A 13,192-nucleotide genomic window follows, 5' to 3' on the forward strand; every position below is an offset into this window, starting at 1 on the left:
GCAGAATCCCTCGGTCTTTATTGTTGGAGTGGGAACCGTGAAAAGTCCCACTGATAGTCGCCTCGGCAAGGCTCTACAACAATAGTCAAACCGCTCAAGCTGGCTGACTGTTTTGGCCAATCAAAAAACCGCGCCCTCTTTAAGCCTGCTACAGCGGGCGCAAGCGCTTGCCGGGGATGACCGGCTTGCTCAAATACGACCCGCCAGTCACATATGTAGTGCTTAAAAATAAACACTACATATTTGTTGACGACACGAATTTCCCATCGCATTATGCAGACGTCTTCCCCACCGGAAGCGCTGGAAAGGGTTGTTGCAAGCATGCTCGACGAGCTGTCGGGCTGTTCCGGGATAGGTACTGCCCACAAGGCAGAATTGATGAAGCTGACCTGGCTTGATCGTCCGAGTTTAAGGCGTGAGAGGCTAGCGAAACGTCCTCAAGAGGCTTGTGGTGATGCGACATGTCGCTCAAGCATCCTGGTTAACGTTGCTCTCCCTCGCTGTACGCAGCATGTTGTAGTGTTTTATTTCACTACTACATCTGCCGGACTCAAGGCCAGATCTGCTTTAGATGGATATTACGTAGCGCTGCATGTGCAGTTGCGCGAATCAATTAGACAGATCAACGAGTGGTCAAGGAGTTAGCTATGAACCTGAATAATCAACCGACTGTTAACGAGCTGGCTCGACTCTTCGCTGCTCAGAAAGACACGCTGAACGACCACATTCTGTGGGTGTGCGATGAAGGCACTGTACGTATTGAACCGGTTGTTGCGTGCAAGGAAGAAACCCAATTCGAGAAAGAGCGCCCACACATGCGAGCTCATCTCAAGATGTACCGTCGTGGCCAAGGCTACGTGGGCAAAAAAGCCGCTGCCGATAAAGAGTTTATTGCGCGCGTGCTGCAAACATTGACACTGACCTGGGAAAAAGCTCAAACCGAGCAAGCCCTGGTTAAAGTTAACAGCTACAGCTGATAACGCCCGCCCATAAAAAACCCCGGATAACCTCCGGGGTTTTTTATGGGTTTTAAATAGACGGCGTTTTAATACACGTTTCAGTGCCTCGACCACCAGGCCCATAACCCTCTTGGCTACCGCGCATATAGTCGGGCAGGTAATAGGATTTATGCAGGGTCGTCGTGTAATGACCTTGACTGTCCTGATCGTGGGTGATGACGCCAAGCCCCACACCGCGGTCTGTTGGCGCCTCAGCGCTGTCATTGGCAAAGTAGATCGACAATAACTGCCCTTGCGCAGCGGCATACCCCGAGTAAGTAATGGGTACTTGCTCAGTTCCAACATTGAGCGTTAATCGATAAGTGCCAAAACCTTTCTCAAACTGACTGGCCTCATCATCAAGCGTCAATACAAGATCACCCTTTAAAGGGCCGTCATGACTGTCAAATCCCGTGCACTTATAGTGACCGGCAATATGCAGAGGGTCCGCAGGTGCCGTACTGGCCACACTGCTGGTTGAAACAACGCAAACAAAGCATGCAGCGATAAACGTTTTTCCTGACGCAATACTCAGCATGTTTAGCCCCTTGAACAAAACAGTAGCAATTGGCCTTTAACTTTGTTTTAAGCCAATGCATTAATAACAACGTCGGGCAAACTACATGCTAACTGACAAAGCCACAGCCAGGATCTGACAGCAGATTGTTCCAAAATTTTTCGAGATATACGGGATGTACTTTTATTTAGTTAAGTCCGGATTATCCAAGGTGTAGACAAGAACGCCCCTCTTCCCGCCTGTAGGAGCGAGCTTGCCTCGCGATCTTTTGATCTTGGCCCCAAGGCTTTACGGCTGCTGCGCAACCGGACGTAGCCTCGCAAGGCTCGTCAACTGCTACAAGAACGCGCTATCGCGGCATGTAATCACGCTGCCAGCTACGCGGGATTTTTAGCGATACCAACCCCAGGAACGCCGCCAGCCCCGCGCTGAACAACATGGCCCGTATGCCAAATTGCGACTCCAGCGCCGCCCCCGCGACGGCACCGGCCAACATGCCCGTCCACGGCACCACCTGCAAATGCCAGTTGGGCCGCCGCTCACCCAATATCCAGCGCCCCAGGCTGCGGCCAAAACGTGACAACGCCCCCGTCACATAAGTCAGCCCAACCTGCAAGCCATTCACCTGCTCGACCGCCGCATTGACCATGCCCATGGCCAGCACTGCCGTCAGCAATACCGTTACTTGCGACTGCAACGGCAACAAAGCCGCCGTGCACAGCAACGCCGAAATCAGCAGCATCAAGGGCAAAGCCCGGCGGCCGCCCCAGCGTGCAAAAACCACCCCCAGCGCATTCCCGGCGACAAACGCCAGTACCGCAAACCCGAGGCGCACGATCACCTGGGTATCACCTTGCGCTATGGCCACGGCCAGCCGCGTGGTGTTACCGCTCATAAACGAAATGAAATCACCGACCGCCAGAAAACCGATGGCATCGGTCATCCCCGCCAGCACCGACAAACAGGCGACAAACGTCAAACCCACACGGTTACGCAAGGCCCGCACGCGCACAAACGGGGAGGTTTTCGACGTTTCCAATGGCCCACGAGACATCCACTACAGTCCTTTTAGAAATAGGTGCGGGTTAAATATATGCAGTAAAGCGCTTTAAGGAAGCTACCCACACGAAAATTCCGTTTTAATCGTAGGTCTAAGCGAACCAAGTCTGAAAAAGGCGTCTAATAATCACCACACTCAAGGAGGAGACGCACCGAGCTGCACTGACAGGGAACCGACAGGTAATCATGCAAGCCACACGCTTGGTCTTGTATATGATTGCGCTTCAATACCCAACGCAGAGCCAGACGTAGCGCTCAGCGGGCTCAACACTTAATTCGCAGACAGTTCAAGGTACACGTCGTATGAAGATCAGCATTATCGGTTTGCCAGTGGTCATGGTGGCGGTTTTGGCACTGGCTGGTTGCGCAACCCCCACTGTGGTGACCTTGCAAAACGGCACGCAGTACCTGACCAAAGACATGCCAAACACCAAAAGTACCAGCGGCTTTTATGAGTTCGAGGATATCGCCGGCAAGCACATCAAGGTCAAGGCCGCAGATGTAGCAACCATCAAGGCAAACAAGTAATCCTTCAGCTACCGCTCAAAATCAGACTGCGGTAGTGCCCCGGGTTGGTACCGGACCATTTGCGAAAGGCTTTGTAAAACGAGCTGGTATCGGCAAAGCCCAAACGCAGGGCGATGTCCGCAAAACTGAGGTCCGGTTCAGCCAGCCAACCAATCGCCAACTCTTTACGCACGCCGTCCTTGAGCCCCTGGAAGGTTTGCCCCTCTTCGGCCAGACGTCGGCGCAAAGTAGACGCCGACAGGTGCAGGCCTTGCGCCATGCCTTGGGTTTCGGGCCACTGCTCGGCGGGTAGCTGTCGAAGGTCTTGTTTGATCTGGCTCGCCAGGCTTTGCGGATCGCGGTATTTGACCAGGATATTGGCGGGGGCCTGGGCCAAAAACCGTTGCAACTCTTCGTTGCTGCGCTTGATCGGCGCATCCAGGTAATCCGCCGCAAAAATCATCCGCGTGCGTGGCCGGTCAAAACGCAGGTTTTCGGAAAACATCACCTCATAGTCGCCGCAGTAATCAGGCTGCGCACAGCGCAACTCTATGGCCAGAATCGGGATCCGCCGCCCCGCCAGCCAACAGGTCACGCCGTGCACGATCATCCAGTAGGCAAAGTAGGTGAAGGCACGGCTGGACTGGCCTTCAGACTCATGCAAAACAATTTCGGCCACACTTTGCTGGCGTACCAGCCGCGCCGGCAACCGCTCAAGCATCAGCGATAGAAATCCCAACACCAGTTCCACGCCCTGCGCGAGGGTGGGCTGGGCCATGGCCGAGCGGCACATAAACTCCAGGCTGCCGGCGCGCAGCTTGCGCGGGTCCATGCCGAAAAACTCGTCATCCAGCCGCCGCGCCAGCAGCCGCCACATGCGTGCATAGGCAATGGCTGGTACACGCGCTTGCGGCGCGTCCAGCAACGCCGGGTCAATGCCGACCTTTTGCAGCACTTCGTGCATGGCGCCGGTGGTTGCACAGCTTTGCAAGAGCGCTTCACGCACCAACTGGATAGAGATGGTGTCTTTGTTCAACATTGGCGCCGATCCCAGGCCGATGACAGTCAAGTGTCGGCCATCTTAAGCAGCGCCAGTCAAAAAGCCAGCCCTAGACCAACCGCTGAATCGGTTTATGCCGCCAAACCAGTCGGTAATAGGCAGTCTGCATGATCAGCATCGCGATGTACGTCACCGGAAAAGCCATCCACACGCCTTCCAGGCCGAAGTGCGCGTTGAGTGCATACGCCACCGGCAGTTCAATGCACAGCACGCAAAACACGGTGATACTCATCGGTACCAACACCACGCCGCTGGCACGCATGATGCCGCCAATGGCCGACTGAAAGCCGAACACCAGAATGCTCCAGAGCATGATGTGCAGCAGGTGCTCGGCGCGCATGTGCGCTTGCGCGTCGGTGATAAACAGCCCCAGCAACCAGTCGGACAACACATACCCCAGCAGGATCAAGGTGCCGGTCAGGCACAGGTTGATCAGCAAACCGGTGCGCAAGATCGGCCCGATACGCTCGATGCGCCCGGCACCGATCGCTTGAGCGCCAAGAATGGACGCGGTAATGGCAATCGACAGGGCCGGGAACTGCACGTAGTTGACGATTTGCGTCACCGCCCCATACGCCGCTGTGGCTTGCGAGCCGTGGCTATTGACCAGCGCCAGAATCACCAGCTCCGACAGCGACAGCACCACCATTTGCAGGCCCGTCGGCAAACCGATACGCAGCACTTTGGCGAGGATCTCGCGGTTCAGGCGCAACGCCAGCCACAACTCGCGATCCGGCGCCATCACGTGGTTTTTATGGCGCAAGCGCAACACCAGAAACACCATCGCCAGCACGTTACCGAACAGCCCCGCCACCGCCGCGCTCTGGATGCCCATCTGCGGCAAACCGGCCCAGCCGAGGATCAGCGCCGGGGTCAGCAGCAAGCCCACGGCCGTAGAAACCATCAGCGCCAGCAACGGCGACACGGTGTCACTGACCCCGCGCAGCAACTGGGTGAACAGGATAAACACCAGCAGCAACGGCATGATCAGCATCATCACCCGCGCATAGCCAACGGCTTCGTCGAGCACGTCAACCGGCGTGCCCAGCGCTTGCATCGCCGGGCGCGCAAAGAGGCTGCCAAGCACCGCTGCCAGCAACCCGACCAACGCGCCCAAGGTCAGCGTGGCACCGGTGATCTGTTTGACCATCGAGGTCTCGCGTGCGCCCCAAGCCTGACCGATCAGCACCGAGGCACCGGCACCCAGGCCAATGACCAGCGCAATAAAGAAAAACACAATCGGAAACATACCCGAGACCGCTGCCAGCGCCTGGGTACCGAGCAATTGCCCTACGTAAATCCCGTTGAGGGTGCCGGAAAAACTCTGCAGAAAATTGGACAGCACCATCGGCGCCAGAAAGATCAGATAGATCTGCCACAGCGGCCGTTGCGTGGGGGTTTGCATAACACAGGGTCCTAAGTCAAAAGCGCTGACGGGTTATACCTCAACGCGACAGTGTACGGGCATCAAACACGATCTCGGCTACCCTATCCTGACGCCGGGCTGAACATGAAGAATAATTAAGAAACGTTTCAGCTTTTTGTGGGCAAAATGTGCTCACTGTTGACAAAGGCCAATCAGGTGACGGTATGACGCGCATTTTGACCATCGAAGATGATGCCGTAACGGCGAAAGAGATCGTGGCTGAGCTGAGTAGCCATGGGCTCGAAGTTGACTGGGTCGCCAATGGCCGTGAGGGCCTGGTTCGCGCTGTGAGTGGCGACTATGACCTGATTACCCTGGACCGCATGCTCCCCGAGCTGGACGGCCTGGCGATTGTAACCACGTTGCGCACTATTGGGGTCAGCACACCGATTCTGATGATCAGCGCCCTCTCCGACGTGGACGAGCGGGTACGCGGCTTGCGCGCCGGCGGCGATGACTACCTGACCAAACCCTTTGCCAGCGACGAAATGGCCGCCCGGGTTGAAGTTCTGCTGCGCCGTAAAAGCCCGGTCGACAAGCACGAAACGTCGTTGCGGGTCGCTGACCTTGAGCTCAACCTGATCACCCGTGAAGCCAGCCGCTCCGAGCAGCAACTGAGCCTGCTGCCCACCGAGTACAAGCTGCTGGAATTTTTGATGCGCAACACCGGGCAAATCCTCTCGCGCATGATGATTTTCGAAGAAGTCTGGGGCTATCACTTTGACCCTGGCACCAACCTCATCGACGTGCACATTGGTCGTCTGCGCAAGAAAATCGATCCGCCGGGCCTGGTGCCCCTGATTCGTACCGTTCGAGGCTCGGGTTATGTCATTGCCGAACCCCTCTAAGGGCTGGCGCTCCTCCAGCAGCCGACTGCTGGCGCTGTACAGTTTTTTGTTCGTGGCCTGGAGCTGCATCCTCATGGGGGTGCTGTATTACGAGGTCTCGGACTACCTGGGCAACCTGGCCAAGCATTCGCTGATGCAGCGCCAACACCTGTTTGCCCGCTTTAAAGGCGAGCAACTGGATGACGCGCTCGCCACCAGCATGACGTTCGATCTTCGAACAGTAGATGCTTATGGGCTGTTCGATGCGCAACATCGACCCATCAGCGGGCCGATCCTGGCCATTCCGCCGGACCTGCCCCTCGATGGCCAGATCCACGAACTGGCCAACTGCATTAACTCCGACGACCCTGACCTGCCGCGCGACAGTTGCGACGCGGTAGCCACCCAAACCCAGGATGGTCGCCTACTGGTGCTGGTGCGCGATAACGGCTCTTTGTTCGCGGTGACGCGGATCATCTTGCACGCGCTGTTCTGGGGCCTGTCGCTGACCATCATCCCCGGCATTGCGGGCTGGCACCTGCTGCGTCGGCGTCCGTTGCAACGCATTCGAGCCATTCAGGCCAGTGCCGAGGCGATTGTCTCGGGCGACCTGACCTACCGTTTGCCGCTGTCCAACCGGCGTGACGAGCTGGACATGCTGGCCGCCATCGTCAACGCCATGCTCGACCGCATTGAGCGGCTGATGCACGAAGTCAAAGGCGTGTGCGACAACATCGCCCACGACCTGCGCACCCCGCTCACCCGCCTGCGCGCGCAGTTGTACCGGATCCAGCAGCAAGCAGCAGAAGGCTCGCCCGAGGCGCTGCAACTGGACGAAGTGATTGGTGAAACCGACACCCTGATGGCACGCTTTCGCGGGCTGTTGCGGATTTCCGAACTGGAAGACCACCAGCGGCGCTCAGGTTTCCTGCCGCTGGACCCGTTGGCCTTGCTGCAGGAACTGTACGATTTTTACCTGCCACTGGCGGAAGAAGGCCAGGTCACGTTGACTCTGGACACCCCGCCCGCGCTTCCCGGCATGACCGGTGACCGCGCCTTGCTGTTTGAGGCACTGGCCAATCTGTTGAGTAACTCGATCAAATTCACCCCGCCGGGCGGCGAAGTGACCTTGCGTGCTGCCAACGAAGACGGCAGCCCGCTGATTGAAGTCCTCGACACCGGCCCAGGTATTCCCGAGGCCGAACGTGAGGCGGTGTTCCAACGCTTCTACCGCTGTGACGACAAACACAGTGGCTTTGGCCTGGGTCTGTCCATCGTGGCCGCCATCGTCAATTTGCACGGATTTAACCTTGAAGTCGGCAGCCGTAAAGGCGGTGGCGCCAGACTGACCCTGCACTGCCGGCAAAGCCTGATCAACGTGGGTTAATCACCACATCCTGTAGCCGCTGCCGCAGGCTGCGATGGGGGCGCAGCCCCCCAAAGGTCCTTCGGCCCTTATCGCAGCCTTCGGCAGCGGCTACAAAGATGTGCGTGGCGAAATTGTCTTTTTCTGTCCTCAGTAACAACTTGGCACATTTCTTTCTTACGTTTGCGCGCTTGCATTTCTGCGACTACGTAAAGGGAAGTCATGTCTGAGTTTGGTGCTATCACTGTTCCACCTAAACGGCCGGCGGCTTTCGTCTGGCATTACATCCGCCAAAACCCCGGCTGGTATTGGGCTATTGCCTTGCTCCAGGTCGGCGCCGCCATGGCAGCCACCCTCATGCCGTATGCCATAGGGCGCATCACCGGCGCCGTCAGTGAAGGGCTGTGGGACCACACCGATTTGTTCCAGGCCAGCCTCCCGGCACTCGGCCTGTTGTTCGGCCTGGCCGTGGCGCAGATGGTGTTTGCCCGCGGCGCGACCTTCTGCATGATCATGGTGCGCCCGCAACAGAAGGTGCAGATCACCCGCGACCTGTTTGCCTACCTGCAACAGCACTCACCGCGCTATTTTGGCGAACACTTTGCCGGCAGCCTGGCCCAGCGCATCAGTGAAGGCAGCATCGGCCTGCTGGATGCCACGTGGGTGTTGATCGTCGAGATGTTGCCGATTCTGGTGGTGCTGACCACCAGCCTGGTATTGCTTACCCTCGCCTCGCCCTGGCTCGGTCTGGGCCTGCTGGTGTGGGTTGTGAGTTACTCATTGCTCGCGTACGTGCTGTCACGCAAAGCCCAAGTGCTAGCCAATGACCACGCCAAGACCCGCAGCGTCACCACCGGCAAAATCGTCGACGCGGTGAGCAACCTCAGCAGCATCCGCCTGTTCGCCCGCCAGGACTTCGAAATCGGCTATTTGAGCCGCTACCAGTCCACCGAAAAAAAGGCTGCGCAACGCTCATTCTTCTACCAGGAAAAAATCCGCCTACTGCAAGACAGCCTGTCCATCGTGCTGCGCGTGGGCCTTGTAGCACTGGCGCTGTACCTATGGCACCGGGGCAAGATTGATGTCGGGCAACTGGTGATGGTGGCCACGCTGGGCCTGATGATCGTGGCGCAGTGCAGCTTCTTGAGCATGCAGTTCATGCACTTTTTCGAGTTTGTCGGCAACATCGAAAACAGCATCAATACCCTGCTGCAACCCCACGAAATGCCGGATCGCCAAGACGCCCAACCGGCGCAGATCGATAAAGGCTCGATCCACTTTCGCAATGTGGATTTCAGCTACAACCCCGGCAAACCGATTTTCCGGCACTTCAATCTGGACATCCCGGCCGGGCAACGGGTCGGGATTGTCGGCCTGTCGGGCTCGGGCAAATCCACCCTGCTCAACCTGTTGTTACGCTCTTATGATCCCCAGGGCGGCACCATCGAAGTTGATGGCCTGAATGTGCTGGGGATGACCCAGCAATCGCTGCACACGCACATCGCCTTGATCCCGCAAGAGCCGGGGCTGTTCCACCGTTCACTACGCGAGAACATTGGTTATGGCGACGTGCAGGCCAGCGACGAACAAATCGCCCAGGCCGCGCAACGGGCCCATGCCCACGAGTTTATTCTGCAAATGCCCGAAGGCTACGACGCCTTGATTGGCGAACGCGGGGTCAAGCTGTCGGGGGGGCAACGCCAGCGCATCGCCATTGCCCGGGCGTTGCTTAAAAACGCGCCGATTCTGGTGCTGGACGAAGCCACCGCCAGCCTCGATTCCGAAACCGAAAGCCTGATCCAGAACAGCCTTGACGACATCATGGCCGACAAGACCGTATTGGTCGTTGCCCATCGACTGTCCACCCTCGCCCACCTGGACCGCATCGTCGTACTGGATAACGGCTCGATAGTTGAAGATGGCAACCACGCACAACTGCTGGAACAACAAGGACTGTATTACCGTTTATGGCAACACCAGTCGGATGGTTTATTAAGCGATAGTGACCAACCCGAAACCATTACCGAACTTTAAACCCCTCTGTAGGAGCGAGCTTGCCTCGCGATCTTTTAAACATTCAAAAGATCGTGAGGCAAACTCGCTCTTAGCACCATAGAACCTTTAACACTAACGCTATAACCCAATAACTTCACTGTACTCATAGCTGTCAAACAAGTGTTTCAAAGGTGTTCCATTTTTAACAGCAAAGCCACGGCCCGCCTGATTGTCAGACAATGTGCACGCTACCCGTTCCTGTTTAAAACCCCGCTCAAAACCCTCTGCATACCCCGCACTGCTTATTTATATAAAAAAATATAAAAAAGTTCACATGACTCACATCAATTAAACGTATTGGCACACCGGTTGCTTTATCAAAGTTAACAAAACTTAACATTGAGCTGTCATGCCTTAGTTAATAGTTCCCGTTGTAACCATGCACTACCAAGGCCGCGTGCGGACGCTGTTTGTCCGCACTGGGGGAGCGGCTTGCTTGAAAAAAGTGATTTGCCAGGGTCGACACAACCCAACCGGAGTCATGAGGGCCCACAAGGCCATTCCAATAAACATCTAAAAAAGTCGGATGGAACCATGCAGAGTAAGCGTTCTGGTTTTAACGTAAAGCCATTGGTTGCAAGCCTGCAACGGCATCGTTGGGTGCCGTTGTACCTGGTCGCTCTGGGGATGAGCGCTGGCCAGCTTCAGGCCGCAGAAACACCTGCGACAGATGAATCAGCTGCACCCACCACACAACTGCAACGCGTCGAGGTCACCGGGTCGGCTATTCGCCGGGTAGACGCCGAAACGGCAGTGCCCATTACCATTCTCAACATCGAACAACTGCGCAATGAAGGGGTCACCACCACGGCGCAAATCCTGCAACGGGTCACCGGCAACCAGTCGACGATCAACGCGGCCAGTTCCGTGGGTTCCTCATCGGGCGGTGCAAGCTTTGCCGACATGCGCGGCATCGGCTCCAATAAAACCTTGGTGCTGCTCAACGGCCGCCGCCTGGGCAACAACGCCATCGATGGCTCTGCCGTCGACATCAACACGATTCCCTTCGCGGCCATTGACCGCGTAGAGATCCTGCGCGACGGCGCCTCGGCGTTGTACGGTACCGACGCGATTGGCGGGGTGATCAACTTCATCACCAAAAAGTCCCTGACTGACGGCACCCTCACCCTCGGCGGCGAAGCCCCCGGCCACAGCGGTGGCGGCAACAGTCACGACCTGAACGCCAGCTGGGGTTACGGCGACCTGGAGCAAGACCGCTTCAACGTGTTTGGCGTGATCGGCTACAACAAGCAGGACAGCTTGAAAGCCACAGATCGTTCGTTCTCGAAAAGTTACGTCCCCGGCCGCGGTCTGGACCAGACCTCGGGCGTCTCCTACCCGGCCAACTACAGCCAGAATGGCGTGACCACCAACCCGCTGTCCGCCAGCAACTGCGACGGTCCCAACCTGGTCGCGCGCCAGGGTGTGTGCCGCTACAACACGCGCACTTACCTGGACCTGTTGCCTGAAACCGAGAAGACCTCCTTCTTCGGCCGCGCCACCGGCAAGATCACCGATGACGACAACGTCAACCTGGAGTACTTCTGGGCGCGCAACAACAACTCGGTGAACATTGCCCCGGCGAACCTGGTCGGCGTCACCCTGGACCCGACGTCGCCGTACTTCCCGGGCAATGGCATCACGCCCGGCTCTACCAGCGCGTCCTTTGACCCCAGCCAACCGGTGGGCCTTAACTGGCGCGAAACCGCTGCGGGCGGGCGCTCAACCAAAGACCAGAACACCAGCCAGCGCGTGGTGCTGAGCTTTGACGGCGTGGCCAAGGGCTGGGACTACAACCTCGGCGCGTCGTACAACCAGAACCAGGTCACCGAAAGCCTCACGGGCGGTTTTGTCAGCGACTCAGCCATGCTCGACGGGATCGCTAATGGCATCATCAACCCGTTCGGCCCGCAAAGCGCAGCCGGACAGCGCCTGATCGACGCCAGCCAGTACCGTGGCCAGTACATCTCTTCGGTAGGGCGCGTGTCGGGCATCGATGGCCGTGCCAGCCGCGAAGTCGGCGACTGGTTCGGCGCAGGCCCGGCCGGGCTGGCCATCGGTGGCGAGTATCGCCACGAGGCTTACCAGCAGAGCTACGCAGCCTTCGCAGACGACCTGGCCAGCCTCGGCGTCGACCCTAACGCCCGCGTCTCGGCAGACCGTAACGTGAAGGCGGTGTACACCGAACTGAACGTACCGGTGCTCGATACCCTGGAACTGTCGGCCGCCGTGCGTCACGACAAATACAGCGACTTTGGCAGCACCACCAACCCGAAATACTCGTTCCGCTACCAGCCCCTCAAAGAGCTGGTGGTGCGCGGCGCGTACAGCGAAGGCTTCCGTGCGCCCTCGCTGTATGAGCTGTACAACCCGGAATACCTGACCTACACCCAGGGCTTCTACAACGACCCTAAACTGTGCACCAACGGCACCGTGCAACCGGGCGGCGATGCGGGCCGCGATTGCGGTCAGCAGTTCCACCGTCGCACCGGCGGCAACACCAACCTGTCGCCAGAAACCGCGCGCAACCTGACCCTGGGCTTTGTCTATCAGCCGGTTCGTGACCTGTCGGTAGGCCTGGATTTCTGGTGGATCCACATCGCCAACCAGATTGCCGAGTTCCCGGAATCGACAGTATTTGACGATCCAAACGCCTATGCCGACCGTTACATCCGTAACCCCGATGGCTCGATCAACTACGTGCAAACCGGCAACGCCAACTTGGGTGCGGTTAAAACCAGTGGTGTCGATGTCAGCGCCGACTACAAATTCCCTAACACGCCTTACGGTCAATTTGGCCTGGGCCTGCAAGGGACCTACGTCACTCGCTACGACTACCAGACCACCATTGGCGGCAACTACACCGACAACGTGGGTGACTTCCAGGGTGTCGGCGTAATAGCGCGCTGGAAACACGTATTGAGCGGCACCTGGAACCTCGGGCCTTACCGTGGCTCGCTGGTCAACCGCTTCACCAGCGCCTACAACGACTTCGACCCAAGCACCCACAGCCGCGTGGCGTCGTACACCTTGTGGGATATCTCGGCCGGTTACACCTTCGACAAAACCGTCGATCTGGACGTGGGCGTGAAAAACCTGTTTGACCGCGACCCGCCGTTCACCAACCAGGCCTATAACTTCCAGAGCGGTTACGATCCACGCTACACCGACCCACTGGGCCGTACCTTCTTCGCCCGTGCGACTTACCACTTCTGATTCGTTCACGACGTTGATTGTGTGGGAGCCGGGCTTGACCGCGATGGCATCGACCTGATGCTGGATCAGGACCTTATCGCCTGAATCGCGAGCAAGCCCGCTCCCACAGTGACTCCAGCAGCCTTGCCAATCGCAAGACTGCTGGTTTATTCAACACAGTA

The 13,192-nt window shown here is 57.7% G+C and carries 10 protein-coding genes; 6 read left to right on the forward strand and 4 right to left on the reverse strand.

Going from position 1 to position 13,192, the window contains the following annotated elements; translation table 11 throughout:
- Window positions 1-647 precede the first annotated feature (647 nt).
- Window positions 648-977, forward strand: a complete 330-nt coding sequence (locus QMX84_RS02490; RefSeq protein WP_262123057.1) for a hypothetical protein — start codon at window positions 648-650, stop codon at window positions 975-977.
- A 52-nt stretch (window positions 978-1,029) separates the two neighbouring features.
- Here the strand turns inward: QMX84_RS02490 and QMX84_RS02495 are convergent, their stop codons facing one another.
- Both QMX84_RS02495 and QMX84_RS02500 read right to left on the reverse strand, forming a co-directional pair.
- Window positions 1,030-1,536, reverse strand: a complete 507-nt coding sequence (locus QMX84_RS02495) for a hypothetical protein (RefSeq protein WP_262123055.1) — start codon at window positions 1,534-1,536, stop codon at window positions 1,030-1,032.
- Between the two features lie 328 nt (window positions 1,537-1,864).
- On the reverse strand, window positions 1,865-2,569 hold the full coding sequence (locus QMX84_RS02500) for a YoaK family protein (protein WP_282363018.1): 705 nt from the start codon (window positions 2,567-2,569) through the stop codon (window positions 1,865-1,867).
- A 308-nt stretch (window positions 2,570-2,877) separates the two neighbouring features.
- On the opposite strand from QMX84_RS02500, the gene QMX84_RS02505 reads away from it, so the two are divergent.
- On the forward strand, window positions 2,878-3,102 hold the full coding sequence (locus QMX84_RS02505; RefSeq protein WP_048391386.1) for a YgdI/YgdR family lipoprotein: 225 nt from the start codon (window positions 2,878-2,880) through the stop codon (window positions 3,100-3,102).
- Between the two features lie 4 nt (window positions 3,103-3,106).
- Here the strand turns inward: QMX84_RS02505 and QMX84_RS02510 are convergent, their stop codons facing one another.
- Together QMX84_RS02510 and QMX84_RS02515 are read right to left on the reverse strand one after the other, a co-directional pair.
- Window positions 3,107-4,120 carry an AraC family transcriptional regulator gene (locus QMX84_RS02510; protein ID WP_282363019.1) on the reverse strand — a complete coding sequence of 338 codons (1,014 nt, stop codon included), beginning with the start codon at window positions 4,118-4,120 and terminating at the stop codon, window positions 3,107-3,109.
- Between the two features lie 70 nt (window positions 4,121-4,190).
- Window positions 4,191-5,546, reverse strand: a complete 1,356-nt coding sequence (locus QMX84_RS02515; protein ID WP_262123048.1) for an MATE family efflux transporter — start codon at window positions 5,544-5,546, stop codon at window positions 4,191-4,193.
- A gap of 185 nt (window positions 5,547-5,731) precedes the next feature.
- On the opposite strand from QMX84_RS02515, the gene QMX84_RS02520 reads away from it, so the two are divergent.
- The 4 genes from QMX84_RS02520 (at window position 5,732) to QMX84_RS02535 (ending at window position 13,031) form a co-directional block, all read left to right on the forward strand.
- On the forward strand, window positions 5,732-6,415 hold the full coding sequence (locus QMX84_RS02520) for a response regulator transcription factor (protein WP_153330680.1): 684 nt from the start codon (window positions 5,732-5,734) through the stop codon (window positions 6,413-6,415).
- Complete coding sequence (locus tag QMX84_RS02525) at window positions 6,393-7,781, forward strand: HAMP domain-containing sensor histidine kinase (protein WP_282363020.1); 1,389 nt, start codon at window positions 6,393-6,395, stop codon at window positions 7,779-7,781. The genes QMX84_RS02520 and QMX84_RS02525 overlap by 23 nt, the downstream gene beginning before the upstream one ends.
- Before the next feature lie 201 nt (window positions 7,782-7,982).
- Window positions 7,983-9,794 carry an ABC transporter ATP-binding protein gene (locus QMX84_RS02530; protein WP_282363021.1) on the forward strand — a complete coding sequence of 604 codons (1,812 nt, stop codon included), beginning with the start codon at window positions 7,983-7,985 and terminating at the stop codon, window positions 9,792-9,794.
- Window positions 9,795-10,247: 453 nt separating this feature from the next.
- Window positions 10,248-13,031 carry a TonB-dependent receptor gene (locus QMX84_RS02535; protein WP_282363022.1) on the forward strand — a complete coding sequence of 928 codons (2,784 nt, stop codon included), beginning with the start codon at window positions 10,248-10,250 and terminating at the stop codon, window positions 13,029-13,031.
- The last annotated feature ends 161 nt before the right edge of the window (window positions 13,032-13,192 follow it).

It is taken from the genome of Pseudomonas sp. PS01297 (assembly GCF_029959305.1).
In the GTDB taxonomy this organism is placed as follows: Bacteria; Pseudomonadota; Gammaproteobacteria; order Pseudomonadales; family Pseudomonadaceae; genus Aquipseudomonas; species Aquipseudomonas helleri.

Bases quoted from the DNA above. Each gene is read 5' to 3' on its own strand.
- QMX84_RS02490 (WP_262123057.1), top strand. From the start codon at position 648: ATGAACCTGAATAATCAACCGACTGTTAACGAGCTGGCTCGACTCTTC.
- QMX84_RS02495 (WP_262123055.1), bottom strand. From the start codon at position 1,536: ATGCTGAGTATTGCGTCAGGAAAAACGTTTATCGCTGCATGCTTTGTT.
- QMX84_RS02500 (WP_282363018.1), bottom strand. From the start codon at position 2,569: ATGTCTCGTGGGCCATTGGAAACGTCGAAAACCTCCCCGTTTGTGCGC.
- QMX84_RS02505 (WP_048391386.1), top strand. From the start codon at position 2,878: ATGAAGATCAGCATTATCGGTTTGCCAGTGGTCATGGTGGCGGTTTTG.
- QMX84_RS02510 (WP_282363019.1), bottom strand. From the start codon at position 4,120: ATGTTGAACAAAGACACCATCTCTATCCAGTTGGTGCGTGAAGCGCTC.
- QMX84_RS02515 (WP_262123048.1), bottom strand. From the start codon at position 5,546: ATGCAAACCCCCACGCAACGGCCGCTGTGGCAGATCTATCTGATCTTT.
- QMX84_RS02520 (WP_153330680.1), top strand. From the start codon at position 5,732: ATGACGCGCATTTTGACCATCGAAGATGATGCCGTAACGGCGAAAGAG.
- QMX84_RS02525 (WP_282363020.1), top strand. From the start codon at position 6,393: ATGTCATTGCCGAACCCCTCTAAGGGCTGGCGCTCCTCCAGCAGCCGA.
- QMX84_RS02530 (WP_282363021.1), top strand. From the start codon at position 7,983: ATGTCTGAGTTTGGTGCTATCACTGTTCCACCTAAACGGCCGGCGGCT.